The sequence below is a fragment of the Arthrobacter crystallopoietes genome, from assembly GCF_017603825.1.
Lineage (GTDB): Bacteria > Actinomycetota > Actinomycetes > Actinomycetales > Micrococcaceae > Crystallibacter > Crystallibacter crystallopoietes_B.
Map to the genome: position 1 here is coordinate 3,988,728 of NZ_CP072014.1, position 25,222 is coordinate 4,013,949.

24 protein-coding genes are annotated in these 25,222 nt (G+C 62.8%); 7 read left to right on the forward strand and 17 right to left on the reverse strand.

What is annotated here, in order from left to right; all coding sequences use genetic code 11:
• Positions 1–19: 19 nt before the first annotated feature.
• The 5 genes from J5251_RS18255 to ychF all read right to left on the reverse strand — a co-directional run bounded on the left by J5251_RS18255 (position 20) and on the right by ychF (position 6,469).
• The gene (locus tag J5251_RS18255; RefSeq protein WP_208574795.1) at positions 20–1,054 is read right to left on the reverse strand and encodes an ABC transporter permease; all 1,035 of its coding nucleotides are present in this window, start codon (positions 1,052–1,054) and stop codon (positions 20–22) included.
• Positions 1,051–2,592 carry an ABC transporter permease gene (locus J5251_RS18260; protein WP_139004720.1) on the reverse strand — a complete coding sequence of 514 codons (1,542 nt, stop codon included), beginning with the start codon at positions 2,590–2,592 and terminating at the stop codon, positions 1,051–1,053. The genes J5251_RS18255 and J5251_RS18260 overlap by 4 nt, the downstream gene beginning before the upstream one ends.
• Positions 2,593–2,783: 191 nt before the next feature.
• A complete protein-coding gene (locus tag J5251_RS18265; RefSeq protein ID WP_139004719.1) occupies positions 2,784–4,595 on the reverse strand; it encodes an ABC transporter family substrate-binding protein in 1,812 nt (603 codons plus the stop codon).
• Between the two features lie 390 nt (positions 4,596–4,985).
• Positions 4,986–5,354, reverse strand: a complete 369-nt coding sequence (locus J5251_RS18270) for an iron chaperone (protein WP_139004718.1) — start codon at positions 5,352–5,354, stop codon at positions 4,986–4,988.
• 29 nt (positions 5,355–5,383) lie between these two features.
• Positions 5,384–6,469, reverse strand: a complete 1,086-nt coding sequence (gene ychF / locus J5251_RS18275) for a redox-regulated ATPase YchF (protein WP_139004717.1) — start codon at positions 6,467–6,469, stop codon at positions 5,384–5,386.
• 113 nt (positions 6,470–6,582) lie between these two features.
• On the opposite strand from ychF, the gene rmuC reads away from it, so the two are divergent.
• Positions 6,583–7,794 (forward strand): DNA recombination protein RmuC, encoded by a 1,212-nt coding sequence (gene rmuC, locus J5251_RS18280; RefSeq protein ID WP_139004716.1) that lies wholly within the window; start codon positions 6,583–6,585, stop codon positions 7,792–7,794.
• 33 nt (positions 7,795–7,827) lie between these two features.
• Here the strand turns inward: rmuC and J5251_RS18285 are convergent, their stop codons facing one another.
• Both J5251_RS18285 and J5251_RS18290 read right to left on the reverse strand, forming a co-directional pair.
• A complete protein-coding gene (locus J5251_RS18285) occupies positions 7,828–8,913 on the reverse strand; it encodes a 4-hydroxy-3-methylbut-2-enyl diphosphate reductase (RefSeq protein ID WP_139004715.1) in 1,086 nt (361 codons plus the stop codon).
• Positions 8,914–8,929: 16 nt separating this feature from the next.
• The gene (locus J5251_RS18290; protein WP_139004714.1) at positions 8,930–9,754 is read right to left on the reverse strand and encodes a hypothetical protein; all 825 of its coding nucleotides are present in this window, start codon (positions 9,752–9,754) and stop codon (positions 8,930–8,932) included.
• A gap of 226 nt (positions 9,755–9,980) precedes the next feature.
• On the opposite strand from J5251_RS18290, the gene xseA reads away from it, so the two are divergent.
• Both xseA and J5251_RS18300 read left to right on the forward strand, forming a co-directional pair.
• Positions 9,981–11,183 carry an exodeoxyribonuclease VII large subunit gene (gene xseA, locus J5251_RS18295; protein WP_139004935.1) on the forward strand — a complete coding sequence of 401 codons (1,203 nt, stop codon included), beginning with the start codon at positions 9,981–9,983 and terminating at the stop codon, positions 11,181–11,183.
• A 32-nt stretch (positions 11,184–11,215) separates the two neighbouring features.
• Positions 11,216–11,482: an exodeoxyribonuclease VII small subunit gene (locus J5251_RS18300; protein ID WP_139004713.1), complete on the forward strand. Its 267-nt coding sequence runs from the start codon at positions 11,216–11,218 to the stop codon at positions 11,480–11,482.
• A 10-nt stretch (positions 11,483–11,492) separates the two neighbouring features.
• Here J5251_RS18300 and J5251_RS18305 read toward each other — a convergent pair whose 3' ends face one another.
• The 7 genes from J5251_RS18305 to J5251_RS18335 are packed head-to-tail and all read right to left on the reverse strand — an operon-like array spanning position 11,493 to position 17,670.
• The gene (locus tag J5251_RS18305; protein ID WP_139004712.1) at positions 11,493–12,344 is read right to left on the reverse strand and encodes a PPK2 family polyphosphate kinase; all 852 of its coding nucleotides are present in this window, start codon (positions 12,342–12,344) and stop codon (positions 11,493–11,495) included.
• A gap of 25 nt (positions 12,345–12,369) precedes the next feature.
• Positions 12,370–13,584: a pyridoxal phosphate-dependent aminotransferase gene (locus tag J5251_RS18310; RefSeq protein WP_139004711.1), complete on the reverse strand. Its 1,215-nt coding sequence runs from the start codon at positions 13,582–13,584 to the stop codon at positions 12,370–12,372.
• Positions 13,585–13,611: 27 nt separating this feature from the next.
• Entirely contained in the window at positions 13,612–14,532 is a 921-nt protein-coding gene (locus tag J5251_RS18315; RefSeq protein ID WP_139004934.1) for an ABC transporter substrate-binding protein, read from the reverse strand.
• A gap of 40 nt (positions 14,533–14,572) precedes the next feature.
• Positions 14,573–15,292: an ABC transporter permease gene (locus J5251_RS18320; protein WP_139004710.1), complete on the reverse strand. Its 720-nt coding sequence runs from the start codon at positions 15,290–15,292 to the stop codon at positions 14,573–14,575.
• Entirely contained in the window at positions 15,279–16,034 is a 756-nt protein-coding gene (locus tag J5251_RS18325; protein WP_139004709.1) for an ABC transporter permease, read from the reverse strand. Before J5251_RS18325 ends, J5251_RS18320 begins: the two co-directional genes overlap by 14 nt.
• Complete coding sequence (locus tag J5251_RS18330) at positions 16,034–17,101, reverse strand: ABC transporter ATP-binding protein (protein WP_139004933.1); 1,068 nt, start codon at positions 17,099–17,101, stop codon at positions 16,034–16,036. Before J5251_RS18330 ends, J5251_RS18325 begins: the two co-directional genes overlap by 1 nt.
• Positions 17,102–17,148: 47 nt before the next feature.
• Positions 17,149–17,670, reverse strand: coding sequence for an NUDIX hydrolase (locus J5251_RS18335; protein ID WP_171059315.1), 522 nt, complete (start codon positions 17,668–17,670; stop codon positions 17,149–17,151).
• 204 nt (positions 17,671–17,874) lie between these two features.
• On the opposite strand from J5251_RS18335, the gene J5251_RS18340 reads away from it, so the two are divergent.
• The 4 genes from J5251_RS18340 to J5251_RS18355 are packed head-to-tail and all read left to right on the forward strand — an operon-like array spanning position 17,875 to position 22,193.
• The gene (locus tag J5251_RS18340; protein WP_208574796.1) at positions 17,875–19,590 is read left to right on the forward strand and encodes a hypothetical protein; all 1,716 of its coding nucleotides are present in this window, start codon (positions 17,875–17,877) and stop codon (positions 19,588–19,590) included.
• A gap of 43 nt (positions 19,591–19,633) precedes the next feature.
• On the forward strand, positions 19,634–20,065 hold the full coding sequence (locus J5251_RS18345; protein ID WP_208576239.1) for a hypothetical protein: 432 nt from the start codon (positions 19,634–19,636) through the stop codon (positions 20,063–20,065).
• A 26-nt stretch (positions 20,066–20,091) separates the two neighbouring features.
• Entirely contained in the window at positions 20,092–21,528 is a 1,437-nt protein-coding gene (locus J5251_RS18350) for a sensor histidine kinase (RefSeq protein ID WP_244250720.1), read from the forward strand.
• On the forward strand, positions 21,525–22,193 hold the full coding sequence (locus tag J5251_RS18355) for a response regulator transcription factor (protein ID WP_139004707.1): 669 nt from the start codon (positions 21,525–21,527) through the stop codon (positions 22,191–22,193). Before J5251_RS18350 ends, J5251_RS18355 begins: the two co-directional genes overlap by 4 nt.
• Here J5251_RS18355 and J5251_RS18360 read toward each other — a convergent pair.
• From J5251_RS18360 to J5251_RS18370, 3 genes are all read right to left on the reverse strand, one after another.
• A complete protein-coding gene (locus J5251_RS18360) occupies positions 22,169–23,401 on the reverse strand; it encodes an aminoglycoside phosphotransferase family protein (RefSeq protein WP_244250721.1) in 1,233 nt (410 codons plus the stop codon). The genes J5251_RS18355 and J5251_RS18360 overlap by 25 nt on opposite strands.
• Before the next feature lie 114 nt (positions 23,402–23,515).
• Entirely contained in the window at positions 23,516–24,325 is an 810-nt protein-coding gene (locus tag J5251_RS18365; protein ID WP_208574797.1) for a hypothetical protein, read from the reverse strand.
• 269 nt (positions 24,326–24,594) lie between these two features.
• Positions 24,595–25,218 carry a GNAT family N-acetyltransferase gene (locus J5251_RS18370; protein WP_139004929.1) on the reverse strand — a complete coding sequence of 208 codons (624 nt, stop codon included), beginning with the start codon at positions 25,216–25,218 and terminating at the stop codon, positions 24,595–24,597.
• Positions 25,219–25,222 lie beyond the last annotated feature (4 nt).

The window sequence follows — 25,222 nt, forward strand, 5'->3', positions numbered from 1 at the left end:
TAGATTTTCAGTCATCATGTCAGACCTTCGTTGTCCGGAAGCCTTCAGCTCCACGACCATCATCCGCTGCAGCTGCCGCACCGGCTTTCCTGGCATTGAACTTCTTCTGTCGGGGGTCAAAAGCATCCCGCAGTCCGTCGCCGATGAAGTTGATGCACAAGCAGATGGCCACAATGAAAATTCCCGGCCACCAGAAGAGCCACGGACGGGTGGAAAACGCTTCCTGATTCTGGCTGATCAGCGAGCCCAGTGAAACGTCGGGTGCCTTCACTCCCATGCCGATATAGGACAGGCTGGTCTCCAGCAGAATGGCAGCGGACATACTCAGCGTCACACTGACAATGATGACGCCGACGGCGTTGGGCAGAATGTGCTTAAAGATGATCCGGGCGTTCGAAGCGCCGGCGATACGGGCTGCATCCACGAATTCGCGCTCGCGCAGCGAGAGGAATTCTGCTCGCACCAGCCGGGCGAGACCGGTCCACGCGACGAGCCCGACAAAGAGGCCCAGAAAATAGGGCTGGATTCCCGCTGGTATCCAGCGCGCAGCAAGCTGCCCGAGAACGGCTGCCAGAATGATCAGCGGAATCACGATGACGACGTCCGTAAGGCGCATGAGCACCGCTTCGATCCTGCCGCGGAAGAAGCCGGAGACAGCTCCAACCACGACGCCAATTGCGCCGCCGACGACGCCGATGATAAACATCACGGCTACAGAAATTTGCACACCCCGCATCGTCTGGGCAAAGGTATCCCGGCCCAGCCGGTCCTGGCCGAACGGGTGCTCGCCCAAGCTGAACGGGAAGAGCTGCAGTGTTGGCTTTCCTCCATTGGCCAGGTCATTGACCTCGTTGTAGGTGAATTTCCACCAGCCCGGCAGGCCGAAGAATCCGCCGGCTGAGTAAGCCAGAACCAGAATGAGCAAGAACAGCACCAAGCTGATAAGCGCCGCAGTGTTGCCCATGAACCGCTTGCGGACAATCTGGCCTTGGCTTAGTCCTGCTTTTTCTTGAGGTACCGCAGGCTCGGTTGAAACAGTACTCGTGGTGGTCATGCCTTGACCCTCACTCTCGGGTCCAGAGCGGAGTAGACGAGGTCCGCTATGAGGTTGAAGACGAGCGCCAGGACGCCCGTGACCAGGAAAACTCCCATGACGGGATTCGGATCGACGCGATCGAGTGCCTGGATAAAGAGTTGCCCCATGCCGGCGAATGCGAATACCCGCTCCGTGATGACGGCACCGCCGATCAGTCCGCCGATGTCATAGGCCACGATGGTGGCGATGGGAATCAGCGCGTTCCTGAATGCGTGGCGCATAACCACCGTCCGCTCGCCGAGCCCCTTCGCCCGCGCGGTACGGATGTAGTCCATGTTCATGATTTCCAGCATCGAAGAGCGCGAATACCGGCTGTAGGAAGCCAGTGAAATCAGCAGCAGCGCAATGGTGGGCAGGAGCAGGTGGGTAAAGGTATCCAGGCCGTGCACCCAGAAGTCACCTTCCAGGTTCGGCGTCTCCGCTCCGATGGTGGCTATTGGCCGACCGTTGACTCTGTTGTTGTTGAAGTAAGCAGGCCATGCCTGCATGTACCGGTCCAGAAGGACCAGCCCCGCGGTCAGGAACGACGTGATGACTGCCGCGCTCATGTTCTGGCGTCGGTCGTAGCCGCCCATGACGTATCCAACGCCCAGCCCCACCAGGATTGTGGCTACGGCCAGCAGGAAAATCATCAGGCCCGTCGCTTGGGCCAGCAACGGCTGGATGGGAAAATACAATACGATTCCGACGGCAACCATCGTCAGGGACGAATACAGGGCCCGCCGGTTCTTCAAGCCAGCGGTCAACAAGGTCGCGCCGAAGGCGACTCCTGCACCTGCGACTGCTATAACCGGTAGCCCAAGCCCTGGCGAGCTGAACCAGGAGGTCGCAGACAGCAGCCAGAGTACGCCGCCGGCCAGCACGAGCCCGATGCCGGCGGCCTTGAGTCGGACCAGCACTGTTCCACGGGCGCAGATGAACCAGATCAACCCGCTAACCACACTCACGATGATTATGGTTACCAAAGGGATTTGCGGTTCCCGCAGGAAGTTGTTGAACCCGATGGCAACGTATTCCTTGAGCAGAACTGCCACCCAGAAAACCGGCAGCGAGAAGAAGAGGAACGCCATGAAGGTGACGCCATAGTCGAGTGTGCTGTACTGACGCAGCGCTGTCACGATGCCGAGCGAAACGCCGATAAGCACCGCTAGAATTGCGGCCGCGCTGACCAGAAGTATCGTCATGCCCATGGCTCTGCCCAGCGCCTCGGTCACGGGCTGTCCCGTGATTGAAAATCCAAGATCACACTGGCCGACGAATGGCACCAGACATTTTGCCGCGCCCCCCAACCAGTGGAAGTAGCGTACTGGTGCGGGCACATTCAGGTCCAAAAGCTCAATACGCTGCTGGATGAGCTCTTCCTTGTTCGGCTGGTTACTTGTCCGAAGGTCAGCAAGAGGGTCGCCGGACAGTGCCGTTAGTTGGTAGACCAAGAATGAGGCACCCAGGAGAATCAGTACGGCTGTGAAGAGCCGCCGCACAATATAGGTCACCATCGTTTGTATAACCTCGTTTCACTTCCCGGACGACGTAATCCGGTTGCCCGCCGCTGGCACCCCGTTCAGCGAGGGGAGAACCAGGGCCGCAATGGGTCAGGGACGTTTCAGGAGACTGCAAAGGCGCCAGGACCGTTGGTGCATATGGTCCCAGCGCCTTGCAGTAGCCTGCGCGTTAGAACGTTAGGGAGTTACTCGCCCTTGACTTTCCAGTCCCAGAAGTTCCAGAAGACACCGGTCTGGTTCGGCTGGTAAACAACGCCTTCGACACGTTCGCTGTTGTAAGCATCCAGCCCTACCGACTGGAAGAGCGGCAGGCCATAGAACGAGTCCCACACCAGCTTGTCGATCTTGGTGATGATCTCATCCTGTGCAGCAGCGTCCGTCGTCACCATGAGTTCGTCCATCAGCTTGTCGGCTTCGGGATCGGAGAAGCCGTTGTAGTTTGAGCCGCTGTCCGTGCGGAAGATCTGCGGCACGCCGCTGACACCGACGCCGGAGTTGATCCAGCCGTAGATGGATGCATCATAGGTGCCGGTTCCCAGAGCAGCACCCCAGTCAGAGGCTCCCAGACCGCCGTCGACAATTTCGAACCCTGCCTGCTCGGCAGATTCCTGAATCAGTGCGAAGGCATCCACGCGGTTCGGGTTGTCCTTGTTGTACATGATCCGAACTTCGGGAGTCTCACCGTTGAGCAGCTTCTTGGCGCCCTCGATGTCAGCCTCCTGGTAGGCGTCGGAGCCGTTGGAGGCAGCGGACGTCTCATAGGCTTCCTGGGCAGGAACGAAGAACTGCGAGTCCAGCGGTGCAGCGTCTTCCTTCAGCGGCTTCACGATGCGGTCCACGATGGTCTGCCGGGGAACAGCTTTCATGAAGGCTTCCCGGACGTTCTCGTCCGCGAAAACGCCGGTGTAATTGAGGTCGATATGGTCATAGGCCAGCTGGTCATCGACTTCTACCGTGACGCCTTCGATGGATTCGAGCAGCTCGACTGTGTCCGCGGAGGGCTGGGGTGCAATGATGTCCACCTCGCCGTTCTCCAGGGCCTGGACCTGGTCGGGGGCAGCGCCGATGAACCGGACGGTAATTTCGTTCACGTTCGGGGTCGGGCCCCAGTCATAGGACTCATTGCGTACCAGAGTGATTGACTGGTCCGGCGTGATGCTGTCCACTACGAAAGGCCCGCTGGAGAGGTACAGGGATTCCTCGTTGGGCAGCGACTTCGTGTCGAATCCGGTGTTATAAACGTCGGCGACTGACTGCAGCTCGGCATTCGGATCCGCAGGGTTGGCCGCGTCACCGCGTTCGAGTCCCTGGATCAGATCAATGAGGGCTTGCTCGTCAGCCAGGCCGGCCTTTTCTGCAATGACATGGGCCGGCATGCCGACCCCGCCGTCGTTCAGTCCGCCGAAGACAATTTCCCAGTCGGCGTACGGCTTGGAGTAGGTCAATGTGATGGAGCGCCCGTCGTCGCCGATCTCGGGGATCTCGGTCAGTGCCAGGCCGCTGGTGTCGCCGGCATAATCGAAGTAGGAAGTCCCTTCGGTTACTTCGCCGGTTTCAGGATCGACAGTCGCATCGTTGGCGTAGCCGGATTCGGAGACCCAGTTCAGCATGAGGTCAGCCGCGTCGACAGCATTGCCGTCAGACCACTGGACTCCCTCGTTGACGGTGTATTTCACGACCAGCGGGTCGTCGGAAAGCTTTTCGTACGTTCCGAATTCTTCGTTCCGGACGACGTTGAGTTCACTATCGATGTGGTAAAAACCGCCGCGGGTCATGTAAGCAATCTTGCCGTTGATATCAACGTTGCCTGCGGCGGTGTCCGAGTTGAACGAACTGAACGCATTGGTCTCAGCGACACTAATGGTTCCACCGGCAGCCGCGGTATCACCTGCGCCTTCGGATGCGGTATTTCCGCCACCCGTCGACGCGCAGGCACTCAATGCCATGGCCGCAACAGCAGCAACACCGATTGCTTTGGAAGTACGTCCGAAACGCATTCCGCCTCCTAGTTCCTCAGAGTGATGTGTGTGGCCGGTTCGCCGATAGGCATCCGGGAAGCACGATTTGGCTGCCCCCCGAAAGACTGCCGTAAAGTGGCGTGCCTCACATGCATAAGAGCGTAAACCGCGATACCTACTCATGGGTATAAAAAAGTTGCTTCAGAACGGGTTGTTATAGAGATGCAATCAAAGCGGCTGGCAAGCTAGCGCCCTGAAACAGCTTCTTCGCATCGAACACAAAGCAGACTAATCCCTGCAATCACGGGGCAGAACGGGGCACAAAAGACCCAGCGGCCCGGTTCTATTCGAAACGGAGCCGCTGGGCAAGTCGATATTTAGTTATTGGCCGCTAACCGGTTTGCATGTGTGGCGCCGACACGCGGGCAGCTACATCCACTTCACGCCGTCTTCCTCGTACTCCTGTATCCGGTAGGCAATCATTGTGGTGAGAACGTCTGTGGGTACAGGCGCATCGTACGGAAGCTGTACCGATCCTTTGCCGGTCTTGTATCCACTGAGCCTGCCGCTGAAAGTAGCCAGGGTGGACGGAGTAAAGACGAAATTTGCGTGCTTTTGATGTCCGCTGAAGACGAACAGGATTGTTCCCAGCGAGTAGGCCGGGCTACCCCACTTGAGTCCTTCGGTCGCATGTGGAGCGCCGGCGCGGCTTATTCTTCGCAATTCCCGAAGCCGCGGTTGGACGGCCACGGGGAACGAATCTATGTACTCGTCAACGCTCTTATGTTGTATCGCCATAGGACTACCTTGCCGGCATCGATACAAACTCAAACGTTGAAGCGGAACTCCACGACGTCGCCGTCGGACATGACGTACTCTTTGCCTTCGATCCTGACCTTGCCGCGGGCCTTAGCCTCAGCCATCGAACCGGCATCTACGAGGTCAGCGAAGGAGACGACTTCAGCTTTGATGAAGCCACGCTGGAAATCGGAGTGGATAACACCGGCTGCCTGTGGAGCGGTATCGCCCTGGTTGATCGTCCAAGCGCGTGCTTCCTTCGGCCCGGCCGTCAGGTAAGTCTGGAGGCCCAGCGTATGGAATCCGACCCTTGCCAGCTGGTCCAAGCCGGATTCGTCCTGGCCGTTCATCTCCAGCATCTCACGGGCTTCTTCCGGTTCCAGCTCCACCAGATCCGACTCCAGCTTCGCGTCAAGGAACACGCAGTCCGCCGGAGCAACCAGTTCGCGCAACTCCGCCTGGCGCTCGGCGCTGCCCAAAATAGTGTCATCGACATTGAAGACATAGATAAAGGGCTTGGCCGTCAACAGGCTCAGCTCACGCAGGTTCTCGACGTCGAGCTTGTCGCTCTCGACAGACGAGAAGATCGTATCCCCGCGCTCAAGCACCTTCCGGGCTGCCTCCATGGCGGCCAGTTCGGCGGCGTCGCGCTTCTTGATCTTCACTTCCTTTTCAACCCGGGGCAGTGCCTTTTCCAGCGTCTGCAGATCCGCGAGGATCAGTTCGGTGTTGATAGTTTCCAGGTCGGAACGCGGATTTACCTTGCCTTCTACGTGGACCACATCGGGGTCATCGAACACGCGGATGACCTGGGCAATGGCCTGGGCTTCACGAATGTTGGCAAGGAACTGGTTGCCCAGCCCTTCGCCTTCGGAGGCACCCCGGACGATCCCGGCGATGTCGACAAAAGACACGGTCGCCGGCAGGATGCGCTGCGAGCCGAAGATTTCCGCAAGCTTATCCAGCCGGGAATCCGGCAGGGGCACTACGCCGACATTCGGCTCGATGGTCGCGAACGGGTAATTCGCCGCCAGGACCTGGTTGCGGGTCAGTGCGTTGAAGAGAGTTGATTTGCCGACGTTGGGCAGTCCGACGATGCCAATAGTAAGAGCCACGGTATCCAAGGATACCGGTGAGGTACCCGGCTGAGCGATTCGGCGGGAAACGGTAGCGCAAACGACGCTTCGGCTTCGCCTAAATTGTCATAGCCGGCTGGCATGGTTGAGCTATGGATGCGTTTCAGATTGTGCTCACATTGCTCATGCTGGTTTTAGGGGCAGCGGCCGGGGCTGCGGGAACTGCGGTGGCATACCGGCGTAGGGTCGCAGTGCTGGTGGAAGAAATTGACGACGCCGGTGCCCGGCTCGGCAACGCAACGGCCCGTTTGGCGGCAGCCGAGGCGGAAAGCCGTTTGCTCGCCCAGCAGAACCGGCAGCTTACCGCCAGCAGCGAGCAGGACAACTCCGTCCTCCGCGCCCTGGTCCCGGTCGGGGAAAAACTGAAGACCGTCCAGCAGCAGGTCAATGTGCTCGAGCGGGACCGCGTCGAGCAATTCGGCCAGCTGGCCGAACAATTGCGCGCTGCCCAACTCAACGACGAGCAGTTGCTGCGCTCCACACAGACCCTGACTGCGGCGTTGCAGTCCAACTCCGCCCGCGGACAGTGGGGAGAGGTTCAGCTCCGCCGGGTGGTGGAGGCCGCCGGCATGCTGGCCCACGTGGACTTTAGCGAGCAGGTCCATCTGGTGGGGACCGAGCGCACCCTTCGACCCGACATGCTGATCCATTTGCCCGGCTCCAAATCCCTCGTGGTGGATGCCAAGGTGCCGCTGCGGGCATATCTGGAAGCCCAGGAACTTCCGTCCTTCGGATCGGCTGAGGAACGTGAAAAGCGTGCCAGCCTGCTGACTGCACATGCCAAGGCCGTCAAGTCACACGTTGATGCCCTGGCAAACAAGAAATACTGGGACGTAGTGGACGCCTCGCCAGAACTCGTGCTGTGTTTCCTGCCCGCCGAGTCCGTTCTTTCAGCAGCCTTGCACAGTGAGCCGGGCCTGTTGGATTACGCGTTCTCGCGCAATGTCGCTCTGGTCTCCCCCGTCTCCCTTCTGGCCACACTGAAGTCGGTTGCCTTCACCTGGCGCCAGGAAGTCCTCACCGAGAACGCCCGGGAGATCTTCGAGCTCTCGCGCCAGCTCTACGACCGGCTGGGCACCCTTGGGGAGCATGTGACGAAGCTCGGCTCGTCCCTGAAGGGATCGGTGGAAAAGTACAACGCCTTCGTCGGAACACTGGAGTCGAGGGTCCTGCCGACAGCGCGGAAGATCAGTGCGTATGATCCGTCTTCGCTGAAGGAAGCACCCGCGCCCCAGTCGTTGGAGAGCACCCCGCGGCTGCTGGCCGCACCGGAGCTCATTGCAGACCAGGAGCGCAGCGCCTAGCCATCGAAGCGCAGGTGCCCTGTCCCGCCACTTCTAGCGTGCGGGCCGGGCGCCCCTGCCGCCAAGACCGCGTGAAACGTCGCCCTTTTCCTTCAGAGTGGCGCGCAATTCCTTGGGCAGCGAGAACAAGATGTCTTCTTCTGCGGTAACGACTTCCTCAACATCGGCATAACCGTAGTCAGCGAGCAGGCTCAGAACTTCGCGCACGAGGACCTCCGGCACGGAGGCTCCTGAGGTCACCCCGACGGTGGAGATGCCTTCAAACCAAGACTCGTCGACCTGGTTCGCGAAGTCGACGCGGTAGGAAGCCTTGGCGCCGTATTCCAGAGCCACTTCCACCAGGCGCACGGAGTTGGAGGAATTCGCAGACCCCACCACGATGACCAGTTCCGCCTGCGGGGCGATCTTCTTAATCGCAGCCTGCCGGTTCGAGGTTGCATAGCAAATGTCGTCGCTGGGCGGATCCTGCAGGGTCGGGAAGCGCTCCTTGAGCAGGTTGACGGTCAGCATTGTCTCGTCCACGCTCAGCGTGGTCTGCGACAGCCAGATCACCTTGTTCGGATCCCGGACCTCAACCTTGTCGACATCTTCAGGGCCGTTCACGATCTGAATGTGCTCGGGAGCCTCCCCGGCGGTTCCCTCGACCTCCTCGTGGCCCTCATGTCCGATGAGGAGAATGTCGAAATCGTCCTTTGCGAAACGGACGGCCTCCCGGTGCACCTTCGTCACTAGGGGGCACGTCGCGTCGATCGTTTGCAGTCCGCGATCGTTGGCAGACTGCACGACGGCCGGCGATACACCGTGGGCGGAGAAGATAACCAGTGCGCCCTCGGGCACCTCGTCCGTCTCCTCGACGAAGATCGCGCCCTTTTCTTCCAATGTGCTGACCACATGGAGGTTGTGCACAATCTGCTTACGCACGTAAACCGGCGGGCCGTAATGCTCGAGGGCCTTTTCGACGGCGATGACGGCGCGGTCCACCCCGGCGCAATATCCACGCGGGGCAGCAAGCAGGACCTTGCGGCGGCCTTCGACCGGTGCGGCGGAGGCAATGTCTTCGGGGCTGCGGCGCCTGCGCGGAATAGTGGGCATCGGAACGGAGACAGCAGTGCTACTCATATCTCCATGCTAGCCGTTAGGCCCTTCGACCCGAGAGTTGGCGGGCTGTTACACCAATCACCGCAGCAGCCAATCCCGCCCCCGCGAGCACAACGGCCCAGGGCTGGAATGACGTTGCCGCGAGTTCGACGAACCGAGACGTGAACGCATCGGCAACAGGGCCGGCGGCATCGTGTTGCGCCGCCGTATCCGGGGCCGCCTCTGCTGCCAGCCAGAACCCGACGCCTAGAATGACGGCGCCAATACCAAGCCAGGCGAGGGCCGTCGACGCCCTCCGCGCTACCAACAGGGTCAGCAACAGGCCGGCCAACGCTCCTGCCGCGATCCAGCGCCACTCGTTGGCAATACGCTGTACAAGGTCGATGGATTGCTGCTGACCTGCCTGGCCGATATCGACGATCAGCTCCTCTTGCACGGGGATCTCTGTGCCCAAGGTGTCCGCTACGCGCTGAATCGCCAAGGCCACAATGGGAGCGATATCAAGCCGGAGGGCCCCTTCACCCGGGCCTTCGGCCTCCAGCGTCAGGGCATGGGACTTCGCCAAAGCTTCATTCCACGCCTGCGGGAACTCTTCCAGTCCGGTGACGGCTCCGGCCGCCCTGGCGATAATCGGATCAACCAGCTCCTGGAGCCCCGGCGGCAACTGGCTTTGATTGCGCACCTCTTCCGCAATCGCCGCTGCCAGGGCACTGCGGAACTTGGCGTCCTGCCCCATGGGTGCCGCCAATTCAACGAAGCCTTGCTGGTTCGTCAGGTGCTGGCTGGTCCATGCCGCCGGCACCGCGACGGCTGTCATCACCAATGTGACCAGGCCAATCACCAAGGCAAGGACGGAACGCATCCGCAGGCTCCTCTCCGCCGGCTTCCCGAGAGGCGCAGGATGCCTCTTGGGATAAGTAGAACAGAATCAATAATGTCTGCGATAGCTGATAAGAATGTAAGGATCGCTGTACTGCAGCTGCGCCAAGCACCGCCGAGAGGGACACTACGTGAACCAGAACCCGGGGCCACCCACCGGTGGCCAGCTGGATGCCCCGGCCAAGCCATCCACGCTGCCTGCTACCGCCATGGAGACGTCGGCGGAGAACCCCTGGCCATTGCGGCTACTTTCGCAAAAGCTCAAGAGCCACATTGACCGTGTCCCGCCCACCTGGATCGAAGGCCAGGTCATTGAGCTCAACAGGCGAAACAATGTCACGTACCTCACCCTGCGGGACACAGAAGCGGAAGCATCGTTCAGCCTCGTGGCCTGGGGCAGTGTCATGGCCCGGCTGGAGTTTCCCCTTGAGCCCGGATCGCGCGTCGTGGCGCAGTTGAAGCCGGACCTGTATGTAAAGACGGGCCGGCTTTCGATGCAGACCCGCGATATCCGCCCTGTGGGGCTGGGCGATCTGCTGGCGCGGCTCGAACGGCTTCGCCAGGCCCTTGCTGCCGAGGGCCTCTTCGCGCTCGAACGAAAGAAAGCGCTTCCCATGCTGCCGCACCGCATCGGGCTGATTACCGGCCGCGATTCGGATGCCATGAAAGACGTTATCCGCAACGCTTCCCTGCGCTGGCCCGCAGTGGCCTTCGAAGTACGGGAGGTCGCTGTCCAGGGTGTAAATGCCGTAACCCAGATCCAGCGCGCACTCGTGGAGCTGGACGCCCGCGAGGATGTCGACGTCATCGTCATCGCCCGCGGCGGCGGGTCCCTTGAAGACCTGCTGCCGTTCAGCAGCGAGGATCTGATTCGCGCGGTTGCTGCTGCCCGCACGCCGGTGGTCAGCGCCATCGGACACGAAGCGGACCGTCCCCTGCTGGACGAGGTGGCGGATCTGCGCGCTTCCACTCCCACGGATGCCGCAAAGCGAATTGTCCCGGATGTCAACGAGGAGCTCGCCAGGATAGCCCAGGCACGGCAGATGCTGGACCGCAGGGTGGACCAGTTGATCCGGGTCGAGAGCGAGCGGCTGACCGCAATCCGTTCCCGTCCCGTGCTGGCCAATCCGGCCAGCATGGTGGAAGCCCGGCACGAAGACCTGCAGCGACTGACCACACGCGCCTATAACTGCATCTCGGCCGCCGTACACCGGGACTCGGACCGGATCGCCCATCTCAGGGCACAGGTTCGATCCCTCTCGCCGCAAAACACTCTGGACCGCGGCTACGCCGTCGTACAGCTTCCGGATGGCAGCGTCCTGCGCAACAGCTCTGACGCTGCAGCTGGAACGCGGCTGCGCGTGCGTGTTGCCGTCGGCGAACTGTCAGCCGACGTCGCTCCGAAACACTGAACAACACCATCAATCCGAAAGCGGGAACCAGCGTGGATGCAAAGAATTCCGTCGAAAATGCCGATGTCGCATCGCTGAGCTACGAGCAGGCACGGGAGGAGCTTGTCGCCGTCGTAAGCCAGCTCGAAACCGGCGGAGCCAGTCTCGAACAGTCGTTGGCCTTGTGGGAACGCGGCGAAGCCCTGGCGGCCCGCTGCGAAGCGTGGCTGGAAGGGGCCAGGCAACGCCTCGACGCAGCCAGGGCCAACGCGGCAGACGGAACTGCGGCGACGGGAATGACGGAACCAGGCAGCGACTGACCTTCGCGGGTCAGCTTTCAGCCAGGCGCTTTTTCTCTGCCGCCACGTCGAAATCCGCGCTGGGCCACTGGGGATTGATGTCTTCGAGTGCGTCGATCAGCAACTGCTGGACGGCAATCCGGGCGTACCATTTCTTGTCCGCCGGGACCACGTACCAGGGCGCGGTAGCTGTGCTGGTACGCTCCAGGGCGATCTGGTACGCCTGCTGGTACTGGTCCCAGAATGAGCGGTCATCAACGTCGCCGGGGTTGTACTTCCAGTGCTTGTCCGGCCGGTCCAGCCGTTCCTGCAGGCGGCGTTTCTGCTCGTCTTTGCTGATGTGCAGCATGACTTTGATGATGCGGGTACCGCCCGCGGCGACCTTGGCCTCAAAGTCCCTGATGAGGTTGTAGCGCTGTTCGATCTCGTCGGCCGGAGAGAGCTTGCGGACCCGCTGAACCAGCACATCCTCGTAGTGCGAGCGGTCGAAGACACCGATGATTCCAGGCTCCGGCAGCTCTTTTTCGATCCGCCATAGGAAGCCCTTGGATTGTTCTTCCGCCGTCGGTGCCTTGAACGCCTTGTGGTGGATGCCTTGCGGGTCGGCCGCGCCGATGACATGGCGGACGATGCCGCCTTTGCCGCCGGTATCCATGGCCTGCAGGACCAGCAGCACGCTGTCGCGGGCGCCGAACCGGCTCTGCGCGAAGAGCTTCTCCTGCAGTTCCGTGAGCTGTTCGTCCTCCCTGCCGAGCAGTTCCTTGCCAGCATCCTTATCGCCGGTGAACCCCGGGGTCGATCCGGCGTCGACATGGCGCAGGTCGAAGCCCTGCTGCACGCGCAGCAGGGCGGTCGGACTCTGGCTGAACGCGGTTGTCTCCAAGGTGGCCTTCCTCTGCGCGTGCCGCTTACGGTTTGTACGTACTCAAGAATTCGGCGATCCGGTTCACGGCTTCCTCGAGGATGCCGACATTGGGCAGGGTCACCAGCCGGAAATGGTCCGGTTTATGCCAGTTGAAAGCGCTCCCGTGGGAGACGAGGATCTTTTGCTGCTTGAGAAGATCCAGCGCAAACTTCTCGTCGTCCTTGATCGGGTACACTTCCGGATCCAGCTTGGGAAACAGGTAGAGCGCCCCCCTGGCCTGCTGGGTGCTGACGCCTGGAATGGCGTTGAGCATCTCAAAGGCCTTGTCCCGCTGTTCCAGCAGCCGGCCCCCGGGCAGGATCAGATCGTTGATGCTTTGGTAGCCCCCGAGTGCTGTCTGGATGGCATGCTGTGCGGGAACGTTCGCGCACAAACGCATGTTGGTCAACAGGTTGATGCCTTCGATGTAATCCGTAGCCAGGTGTTTCGGCCCGGAGATGGCCATCCACCCGCTGCGGAATCCGCAGACGCGGTAGGCCTTGGACAGCCCGCTGAAGGTCATGACCAGCACGTCGTCGGCCAGCAAAGCTGTATTTATATGCTGGGCATCCTCATAAAGGATCTTCTCGTAGATTTCGTCCGAGAACACCACCAGATTGTGCTTCCGGGCCAATTCGAGCATGCCCTCGAGCACTTGCTTCGGGTACACCGCGCCGGTGGGGTTGTTCGGGTTGATGATCACGATGCCCTTGGTATTGGGCGTGATTTTCCGTTCCAGATCCTCCAGATCGGGCAGCCATCCTTCTTCCTCCACACACAGGTAGTGGATGGGATGGCCGCCGGCCAGGCTCACGGAGGCAGTCCAGAGGGGATAGTCCGGCGCGGGGATCAGCACCTCGTCGCCGTTATTGAGCAAAGCCTGCAGGCTCATGGTGATCAGTTCGCTGACTCCGTTGCCCAGGTAGACATCGTCAACGCCGATGTCCTGGATGCCGCGGGTCTGGTAGTACTGCGAGACCGCGGTCCTGGCCGAGAAGATCCCGCGGGAATCGCTGTAGCCCTGGGCATCGGGCAGGTTCCGGATCATGTCCACGAGGATGGCATCCGGCGCTTCGAACCCGAAGGGCGCCGGATTGCCGATATTCAGCTTCAGGATCCGGTGGCCCTCGGACTCCATGCGGTGGGCATGCTCAAGCAATGGACCGCGGATATCGTAAAGGACGTTATGAAGCTTGTTGGACTGCTTGAACTGGGCCATTTAAGCATCTTCGCATATCGGATGGGTTTACTTGGTCAGCCCGTTTTCGCTCAGCCAGTCGGCCGCCGCGTCTGCCGGATTGCGCTTTTCGTCCCCGCTGACCTGTCGGTTGAGGTCAACCAGGTCTTCGGTGGTCAGCGCGGCCGAAACGTCGTTCAGCACTTCTGCTGCTTCCTCGCTGACCTTGTCCTGACTAACCAAAGGAAGCACCTGCTGGGCGATAAAGTTGTTCTTCGGGTCCTCCAGCACCACCAGGTCGTTATCCTCGATCGACGGGGTGGTCGTGTAGATGTCGGCGATCTGGATCTGGTCGTTAATCAGCGCCTGCAGAGTGGCGGGGCCGCCGCCGTCGTTAATCGGTTCGAAGGATTTCGGCTCGCAGCCGTAATTCTCCTTCAGCCCGGGCAATCCGTATTCCCGCTCGGCGAATTCAGGATTGGCGCCGAGCACCAGTTCGTCACACGCCGGCCCCAAATCTGCGATGCTCTTGAGCTGGTACTTTTCAGCGGTGGCTTTGGTGACCACCATGGCGTCCTTGCTTTCGGCTGACGCCGCCTCCAGGACGCCCAGCCCCTCCGGCAGGGCCGCGGGCAGGGCATCCATGATGTCCCCGGCGGAAGCGGCCGTTGCCTCCGGATCCAGGAACAGCAGCAGGTTGCCGCTGTAGTCCGGAATGATGTCCACAGATCCTTCTTCGACCGCCTTGACATACACCTCACGGGAGCCGATGCCGGGCTTGGTGGTGGCGTCGAAACCAGCAGCGGTAAGCGCCCCGGCATAGATCTCGGCGACGATCTGGCTTTCAGGGAAGTTGGCGGATCCGACCACCAGCGAACCGGTTGCGCCTGAAGAGGCGGCCATATCGGATGAACCCTCCAACGGATTGGAATTGGCGCCGCATGCCGTCAGCGTGACGGTCAGGGCAGTCATGGCTGCTGCCGCCAACATTGCCCGGCGGGAGGATGTCTGGTTCTTCAAGGCTTCTCCTTTACTGGCCGGCACCCGTGGCGCCAACATTCTTCGTTCCCTGCCCCGGCGAGGCCGGGGAAGACTTCAAACCTGGTGACACCGCGTACTTTTGCACCAATGACAGGATCAAATCGACAATCAGCGCCAGCACCGCAATCAGAATAGCGCCCGCAAACAGCCGGACGGGGTCGCTGACGGCCAATCCGTCAATTAAATACCGGCCCAGCCCGCCGAGATTGATATAAGCAACGACGGCGACAGTGGAGATGACCTGCAGTACCGCGGCCCGCAGACCGCCGAGCATAACCGGCAGGGCGTTGGGCAGTTCCACCCGCAGCAGAACCTGCCACTCGGTCATGCCGAGACCGCGTGCGGCGTCCAGCAACTGCCGGTCCACCGCCGCGATCCCCGAGTAGGTGCCGGCCAGCAGCGGCGGGACAGTCAGGATGACGAGCGCGTAAATGGGTGGCATCAGGCCCAGGCCCATTAGGATGACAAACAGCGTCAGCAGGCCCAGCGTGGGCAGTGCCCGCAGTGCGCTGGCCACAGAGACGACGGCGACCTTGCCCTTGCCAGTGTGCCCGACGTACATTCCGGCGGGAATCGCGATCGCTGCGGCGATCAGCAGCGTCAGGACCGTATACCAGAGGTGCTCCCCCAGCCGGGCCGGAATTCCGGCGGGCCCGGCCCATTGCGCGGGGTCTGCGAACCACAGACCAACCTGCTCAAAGAGATTCATGCAGCACCGCCGTTTCAGCCGCATCTGGACGGCGCGCGGTACCGGCGCTGTCCCCACTGCCGTGGTTCCCGGGACCGGACGTGGCCGTCCGCTGTTTGCGTCCGGCCTTGCGGTGCCGGTTCCAGGGCGTCAGCAGGTGCTCCAGGCCCACCAGGACAAAGTCCATCAACAGCGCCAGGACCAGCGTCATCACGATACCGACGACGATCTCGGTCAGGAAGTGGCGCAGCAGCCCGTCCGTAAAGAGCACGCCGAGATTTCGTATCCCGATCAGTGCGCCCACGCTGGCCAGCGAAATATTGCTGACCGACACCACGCGCAGGCCGGCAAACAGGACAGGCACGGCCAGCGGCAGGTCCACGGCGAAGAACCGCCTCAACGGCCGGTATCCCATGGCCACGGCGGCCTGCCGGACGCCGTCGTCAATGGACTCCAGCGCGTCCACGACGGAGCGTACCAGCAAGGCGACGGCATAGACGGTCAGGGCGACAATCAGATTGGCCGGATCCAGGATCCTGGTGCCCAGGATGACCGGAAGAATGACGAACAGGGCCAGGGACGGAATGGTGTAGAGCACCGAACTGGCCGACAGGATGACGCCGCGGACCATCGGAATCCGCCAGGCCAGGTAGCCGAGGGGTACCGATATCAGCAAGCCCAGCACAAGCGGCAGCACCGACTGGTAGAGATGGTGCCCGGAGAGCTCCAGCACAAAGGGCAGATTGGCCAGGAACCAGTCCATCAGCCGCGGCGCTCCGCGTCCAGCCGTTGCAGTAACTCGCCGGCGTCCACCAGCCCTGCTACCTTGCCGGCGGCGTCCACTGCCACGCCTTGGCCGGAGGGAGAGGACAGCGCAGCATCCAGCGCCTGCCGGAGCGAACTGCCTACGGTGAACAGCGAGCCGCCGGTGACCACGGCTGCGGACGTGCGCTGTCCGGGCGGCAGCCACCCGAGGGGAGCACCGCCGTCGTCGGTTATCAGCAGCCAGCCTTCGGCAGGCGCAGACGCCAGCGTCCCAGCCGTCGCCGTGACCGCGGGCTGCAGCGGCAAGTTCCGGGCGGAGGCAAACGAGAGCGAGCGGAATCCGCGGTCCCGGCCGACGAACCCGGCCACGAAATCGTCCACCGGCGCACGCAAGAGCTCCTCCGGCGGCGCGTACTGCGCCAGGCGGCCGCCGGTGGCGAAGACGGCCACCTTGTCCCCGATGACCGTGGCCTCGTCGATGTCGTGGGTGACAAACACGATGGTTTTCGCCAGTTCCTGCTGCAACCGCAGCAACTCCTGCTGCAGTTCCGCGCGCACCACCGGATCCACTGCGCTGAAGGGCTCGTCCATCAGCAGGATCGGCGGATCCGCTGCGAGCGCCCGTGCTACGCCCACCCGCTGCTGCTGGCCACCGGAGAGCTGCGCCGGGTAGCGCTTACCCAGCGCCGGAGAAAGACCGACGACGGCGAGCAGCTCCTCGGCGCGGATTCTCGCCTGCCGCCGAGGGACACCATTGAGGCGGGGAACGGTGGCGATGTTGTCCAGCACGCTACGATGGGGCAACAGGCCCGAGGACTGCAGCACGTAGCCCATTGAACGCCGCAGTGCCGCAGCGGGCTGCTCCGAGACGTCCTGCCCGTCCACCAGAACTGTTCCCTGCGTGGGCTCCACCATGCGGTTGATCATCCGCAAGGATGTAGTCTTGCCGCAGCCGGACGGACCGACAAACACGGTGATGGCACCGCGGTTGATCTCCAGGTTCAGGTCATGCACCGCCGGCTGCCCCGAAGCATAGCTTTTCGATACGTTGCGGAACTGGACCATGGGCGAGTTGCCCGGGCTGGCCAGCGGGGCCATCGACTGTGCTTCGGTCATCGCGTTTCGCTCTCTGTCCTGATCGGGGAACCGTTTTGCACGGCGGCCTCGGAACTGCTGACAGCTTGCCTGACGGCGGCTGGCGCCGCAGCAGGTTCCGCAAAATAGAGGTTCAGGCCGACGTCCACCAGGTCCACCCGGTCGAGTGCTGGCACCTCGTCCAAGGGGATCCACTTTGCCTGGTCCGTGGACCCCTGGAGCTCATGGGTTAAATCGCCGCCGGTTACCGTCGCAGCGTAAATGATCCGCAGCGCGTGCAGCGGCACATTCCGGCCGTGCAGCCGTCGTTCCGCCGGGATGAATTTACTGTCGACGCCGAGCAGGCGGCCCAGTTCCACGGTGTAGCCGGTTTCTTCGGTGATTTCCCGCAAGGCGGCCGTGGGAGCATCTTCCCCCGCTTCAAGCCCTCCGCCGGGCAACGTCCAGCGCGGGGTGCCCGATCCGGTCCATCGTGCCAGCAGCACGGCATTCTCCTGAACAATCACGCCGTAGGCGCCGATGCGGGTATCGAAGGACATGCCTTTCAGTCTATGCGGGCTTCATCCTGCACCCCGGAAGTGCCGGGCCGCGTTTGGCAATGAATCCGCAGCCATGCTTTCGCCAACGTATCTTTGGCGGCCCGAGCGTTGCGTCCGGGGCCAGCGGGGACTACAACTGAATGCATGGGGATCAGGCCAGCAAGGCATCGCGCGGACCCCGTCCCGCCGGATTGGAGCGTGGCTATGCCCGCCATCGAGCGGCGGCTTCTGGAAGTCCTCGCTGCCGCCGGGCCGGACCCTGCCGCAACGCCGGCGAATCCCCGTGACTGCCTGGACCGGGCCTATGAAGCGGCCTACGCGGAGGACCACCATGGCGCGGTTACCTTGGCACGCCTCGGACTTGAGCAGGCTACCGAATCCGACACCGACACCGTGCTGGCGTTGTATTCGGTCCTGATAGCCGTGGCCCAGATCCAAGACCAGACTTCGGATGCCGAGTACTATCTGGCGCAGCGGGTGGACCGGCTGCGCAGCGCCGGACGCAATGTCCAAGCCTCCGTCGAGGCGGACCTCGGGACGGTCCTCTTCCGCGAAGCGACCGCCGCGGAACTGCCCGTGCTCGAAGCGGCTTTGGAGCAGCTTCAGGCAGCCAAGGCCCCCGTTGGCGTCCTGGCCGACGTCAAGCTGGCCATCGCCGTCGCACATTCGCAAAAAGGGGTGAGATCCACGGCGGTCGCCTTGCTTGAGGACGCGGTGGAGGGCTATGCTGCCGGCGAGCGCACCGACAGTCTCGCCGGGGCACTGATGTATCTGGCGCACACCTACCTGCAGATGGACCAGCCCGGGCAGGCTGTCGCCGCGGCAGACCGGCTGCTCGCCATTCCGGCCAACCGCGCACTGGCGGCCTCCATGTGGTTGCTGAAGGCCAACCTCGCCAACACCGGGGAGCATGACGACGACGCCATCGAGTATGCCCTGACGGCTCTTGAACTCTACGCTGCCTGCGGCGTCCGCAAGGGCGCCATTTCCGCGGCGGTCGTCGTGGCACAGCTCTGTGCTGCCGCCGGGGACGCGGAGAGTTCGGTACTGGCCTGGCGCGCGGCCGTGCAGCAGGCCGAACGCGGCGAAGTCCAGGAGGAACTGACTCTGCGCCTGGCGCTGGGCAACCAACTGCTGGAGGCGGAGGAGTATGAACTCGCTGCCCAGGTACTGGGCAAGCTGCTGCAGCGACAGCGGCTGACCGACGCCCCGCACTCGGACAAGGCCCGAACCCTGATGAGCCTGGGACATGCACACCGCCATGCCGAACGCACCGCCGACACCCTGGACTGCTGGCGCGAGGCAGTAGCCGAGTTCACTGGCGGCGGAGAGTACGGCGAGGCCGCCCGGTCGCTGCTGGCCATCGGCACCCTGCTGTCGCGGGAAGACCATGACGCTGACGCGATCGTCTGCTTCGAGGCGGCCGTTGCTGCCGCCCGCAAGTCTTCCGACGACGCAGCGGCCCTGCCGCAGGCCCTCCATGCCCTCGGCCATGCGATGTGCGAAGCCGGTGACCAGGACGGGATCACCCAGCTGGACGAGGCAATCCGGCTGGCGCGGGACTACGGCGCGCACTGGTACGAGGCGGACTACAGCGACACCAGGGCACGCGGGCTGTGGGCCCTCGACCATGGGCCTGCCGCCGTCTCCGCGGCTCTGCAGGCCGCGGACTTGTACTCCGCGGCGGACGACGCTGCCTCGGCCGGCAACTCCGAACTTTTCGCCGCGCACGTCCTGGCGGAGCTTGACCGTCCCGCGGACGCGGTACCGATGTTCCGGATGGTGCTGGCCCAACCCGAGGTCAGCCGAATGTTGCGTGTGGCTGCCAACCTCGGGCTGTCAGCGGCCCTGGACTCGCTCGGCCGCAAGGATGAGGCCGAGGAGGCACGCCGCGCGGCGGAAGAAGCAGCCGAGAACTGACGCTTCTCATATTCGTCTCATCTTGCGTCGGAATACTTGAAGCATGCAGCGCGCGACCATCCGTTATGTGCTCATGGCCGTTGGCATCGTGCTCGTCATGGGGCTGGCAGGCTATGCCGTGGCGAGCACTCTCCGCAGCCCGGCCCCCTCCGATCTGGGACCGTCGATAGTCTTCACGCCCTCCCCCTCGGCCTCCACGGCGCCGGCTGAATCGCCGGGTGCCGGTTCCGGGGACAACGCTTCGGCAGCACCCGATCCCGACGCCGGAAGGCCTTCGAAGCCGGAAGCGCCGGATCCCGACCCGGCACCTGATCCTGCGCCGGCCCCGACCCCTGCCCCCGAGCCGCCTCCCGCGCCCGCTCCGCCACCTGCCCCCGCTCCTGCGCCCGTCCCGGTGCCACCCGCACCGCCGGTTGATTACGACGACGGAGACGACGATTTCCATGATGACGACGGCGGTGACGATGACGACTAAAATCGACCTGATGATGACCGGGACGGATGTTTAGGCGCCTGGACGGCCTGTCCGTCCGCACCCGTGTCCTCGCGGCCGTACTCGCACTTTCCGCGTTGGGCCTCGCAGTAGCCGGCGCCGTGCTCTTTGGTCTCCAGCGTGGGCAGATTATTCAACGCATCGATGACTCGCTGAGACGGTCCGTCGAAGAGTTCGATACCTTGGCCGACATCGGCATCGACCCCGAAACGGGACAGGAATTCACCCGGGGCAGCCAGTTGGTCCGGACCGTGATGGCGCGTACGGCACCGGCGGAAAACGAAGGCATGGTTGGCATCGTTAATGGTCAGGTTGCGCTGACCGCCAACAACTCGGTCCAGCTGCGGCTGGAAAACGATCAGGAACTTATCGACAAAGTCGTGGCTCAGCCGGAGACTGAACGGATCATCCTCACCTCCATCCAAACCGAGCAGACTACGTACCGGGCCGTGACGGTACCTGTCCAGCTCTCCTCGGATCCCACCCACAGCATATTTTTGCTGGCCTTCGACTACGATGCGGAACTCGAGGAGCTCGGCGACAACTTCCGGACCTACACACTGATCAGCCTGGCCGCGCTTGTACTCATTTCCGGAGTGGGCTGGTTGGTGGCCGGAAGGTTACTGGCACCTATCCGACTAGTGCGGGAAACCGCCCAGAAGATCACCGAAACCGATCTGTCCCGCCGCATACCGGTCAGTGGGAACGATGACCTCTCCGAGCTTTCGCAGACCTTCAACGAGATGCTGGACAGGCTTCAGGGCTCAATGACAGCCCAGCGCCAGCTGCTCGACGACGTCGGACACGAGCTGCGTACGCCGATCACGATCGTCCAGGGGCACCTGGAACTGCAGGACTCGCGCGATCCGGAAGATGTTGACTCCGTCCGCGCTATTGCCCTCGACGAACTGGACCGCATGCGGCTGCTGGTTGATGACCTTGTTACGCTCGCGGGCGCCGAACGTCCCGAATTCGTCAAACCCCGCCCTCTGGAGGTCGGGCAGCTGACGGATGACGTGCTGGACAAAGCCCGCACACTGGGCGACCGGCGGTGGGTTGTCGACTCCCGCGCCGAACACATGTGGAGCCTCGATCCGAAACGCATGACCCAAGCCTGGCTGCAACTGGCTGCGAACGCGGTCAAGTTTTCGCCGATAGGTTCAACCATTGCCGTCGGATCCCGTGCCACCCCTGGAGAACTGCGCCTTTGGATCCGCGACGAGGGCGCCGGCATCGCCTCCGAGGACCAGAGCCGGATCTTCGAGCGCTTCGCCCGCGGCGCCAACGGGACCAGGGCCGAAGGATCCGGACTGGGATTGACCATCGTCAACGCCATCGCCCATGCCCACGGCGGGACGGTTGAACTGGCCAGCGCGCCCGGACACGGTTCCACTTTCACCATCGTTATCCAAGAACACGAGCCTGAGCAGGAGGATCAAGTATGAGCCAGATTCTGGTTATCGAGGACGAGGACAGGATCAGTTCGTTTGTCGCCAAGGGCCTGAAATCGGCCGGCTACGTACCTACTGTTGCAGCCACGGGCCGTGAGGGCTATCACCTGGCCATGACGGGTGATTTCGAGTTGATCGTGCTGGATCTCGGTCTGCCGGACCAGGATGGTTTTACGGTGCTCCGCCGGATCCGCGAGGCCAGGAACGATACTCCGGTCATCATCCTGACCGCACGCAGTTCCGTCGACGACACGGTGGCCGGCCTCGAAAACGGTGCCGACGACTATATGGCCAAGCCCTTCCGCTTTGAAGAGCTGCTCGCCCGGGTGCGCTTACGGCTGCGGACGGAAGCACCGACGTCGGATATGAGCACTCTCAGCAGCGGAAACCTGCAGCTCGACCTGCGCACCCGGCGTGCCGCCATTGACGGCAAAGAGATAGACCTGTCGGCCCGCGAATTCGCTTTGGCTGAAGCCTTTCTGCGCAACCCCGGCCAGGTCCTCAGCCGCGAGCAGCTCCTCTCCCGTGTCTGGGGCTACGATTTCGACCCCGGTTCGAATGTGGTCGATGTGTACGTACGCTACCTGCGCAACAAGCTTGGGGCCGAGCGCTTCGCCACGGTACGGGGCATGGGTTACCGGCTGGCCTCGGACAGCTGAACCGCTTCGACAGCAAGCCGCTCCGCAATGGCCAGGCGCTCCAGTGCGTCACGTTGCCAGCCTTCGCCCTGGCCAAAGGTCTTGGCGCCGGCCACCAGGGACAAGGCCACGCCGGCGGAGCGGGCTCTCAGCCCTGCCGGATCGACAGCTTTGTCAAAGGCGGCCAGGTAACGCTCCATAGCCTGCGGTACGTGGATGTATCCCTCATGAACAGCCGGCAGTACCGCCAGGTGGCCGATGAAGCAGGCGAGATCATCGATCCGGTAGCCGGGCCCCAGCGAGTCCACGTCCAGCACTCCCGTGACCGTGCCGCCGTCGATCAACAGATTCGCTTCGTAAAAGTCGCCGTGCGTTGGTACCAACGGACCAGACCTCGTCGCCGCCAGCACTTTCGAGATCTTCTCCTCCAGGCGGAAAATCCGATCCTGCTCCAGCGGAAGAGCGGCTGCGGCCGCCCGAGCGTAGTCTGCCGCGCGTTCGGCCCATGCCGGGCGGCGGGACAGCTTCATCACCCCGGCGGGCAACCGGTCCAGAAGCTCCAGCAGGGTGTCGGGGGCCAATTGCGATGCACCGTCATTCATCAGCCCTTGGGCCAGCGGCGTGCCCTGGACCTCACGCAGCAGCACCACGCCGGTAGCCGGGCCGGGAATCAGCTCCGGCGACGGGAGTCCGGCCTCCGTGAGCAGCCGATGGCGCCGCAACAACGCGTCGGCCTTGTCGGGGCGGACCACTTTAATGAACACGCGCGATGCTCCCTGCGAGGCTTCCAACACCGCCCGGCGGAGAGGACGGTAGTTGACCATCCGCAGGTCGGCGTCTCCACCGCCGAAGGCGGCGCGTGCCATAGCGGCGGAATCACAGGCAGTCGCCAACCCGGTCAACACCGGATCCGCGGGATACAGCCAAGCGGTCAACGCCATGTTCCCGTCATCCAGCCGCACCACGGGAACGCCAGTATCCGGAACCACTGAAGTAGTGATGCAGACGTATTCGGTGCGTACAGTCCCGTCAGGGACCCGCACGTCCACACTGTAGATCCCGGTCGCTCCGGCGCCCGGTCGGTGCTGCAGCTTGGCCAGTTTCCATCCCTGGATACTTGCGCCGAGAGTGCCGACCGCGATTTCCAGCGGCTGCTGCATCTTCCTGCTCTCCAACAGGTCGATGCCATCGGTCTCGGCCCGCATCAGGTCGCGGCTCGGAGCGTTCATACTCCTTTTCATATCATCCCGGCGCAGGAACGGCTTCCTCCGGCCGGAGAAAAGCAGAAGGCCCGCCCTTACCGGAGCGGACCCTCTGATCGCCACTTGCCAGCGCTGCGGCCGTCACGCCCGGCGCCGCTGCAGCACCGCGTCCAGATTGATCTTGCCCGCCGGCGACGCCGCTTCCTTGGCAGCCGGAGACGCGCCGTCCTTCGCGGCGACCGGCAGATCGGTTTTCGGAGCCACGGCGCCCTGCTTGATGGGCGTCTTCGCCGTTGGCTTTTTTACTTCCGGGGCCGGAAGCGGTGCGGGGGCCGGCCGTTCCGCTTTGGCCGATGCAACATAGGTCGGTTTCGGCACCTCTACGGGCTCCCAGGTGGGACCGGTTCCGGGCGCGGAATTCGCTGCGTTTTTTGACTCGGCTTCGGCAGCAACTTTGAGTGCTTCCGCGCGGAGTTCCTCCGGTGTCAGACGCCTTGGTTCAGGCGCGGCAGCCTGTTCCTGGTTTTCCGAACCCGACGCTGCTTCGGCTTCCGCTTCGGCCGCCGCATCGAAAAGCACCGTTTCCCTCTGCGGAAGTGGTGAAAGATGGTGGACCGGCGGATTCATCGCTTCTTCGAAGGCCCTGTTCACGCGGGCGGCTGCGCGGCGGCGCCGGTCACGCCGCACCAGCGCACGCAGCATAAGTACGACGGTGGCAACAGCCAGCAGTGCGACCCCCGGGACACTGCCCGAGACCACCCCGAAGAGGGCCAGTCCCCCGCCGATGACGAAAGTCAGCAATGCACCGGCTCCCACCAGAGCCAGAACAGTACGGCCGTAGCGGATGTTCAAGGGCGCGGGCGCATGTTGCTCCGGGGCAGCGCCCTCCGGGGCGACGCGCCCAGGCCCGGAGGCGGCGCGGGCTGTTCCGGAATGGGCGTTGTTTTCCATGATGATCCCCTGAGCTGCACTGCCTGTGGCCGTGACGGGTCCTGAGTCGAATGATATTCCCTGGCCCGGAAGCGCCTCGGCCAGCGTTGCGGTTCCAAGAAAGCGAAGTAAGTACGGTCCTACCCAGACAAGCCAAAGCCCCACGATCACCACGAAGATCACTGAGCTTTGAATGTCCACAATCAAAACCGTAGAAGCTAAAACATGCCGGATGCGGTATTAGTCACGGTGTGTCGGCGAAAGTCACCGGAAATTGATAAACCAGCAGGTCAGCACGAACGTCCGCTACTTTCGAGCCAGCCGGGAAGAAGTCCGTCCGGAACTTCCTCCGCAGTCAGCGCGAAAGACCTGTGGTCGGCCCATGAACCATTGATGTGCAGGTATCGCGGACGCAGCCCTTCATCCCGGAAGCCAAGTTTTTCCACTACCCGCAAGCTGGCGGAATTCTCCGGTCGGATATTGATTTCCATCCGATGCAGCCCCAGATCGCGAAAGCAGTGGTCCGTGGCCATTGCTACTGCCGTTGGCGCGATGCCGCGACCGGCCGACGCCTGATCCACCCAATAACCGAGCGTAGCCATCATGGCCGATCCCCAGACAATGCTGGATACGGTCAACTGCCCGACGATCACCGGTGCAGGCCGGCCCGGCTGGATCTCGGTGATGATCCACGGCAGCGCTGTTGCCAGCTTCGCCTGCCTGTTCAGCGATCGAACCATCTCGGCGAACTGCGGCAAGGAACCGTTGGGATCCGGATTGGAGGCTTCCCAAGGGGCGAGCCACGCCGCGTTCTGCTGGCGCAACTGCAGCCACTCACGCTTGTCCCGACGGGAGATCGGGCGCAGCGCCAAACTACCGCATTCAACTCTGACGGGCCAGATGGCCGAACTCAGCACC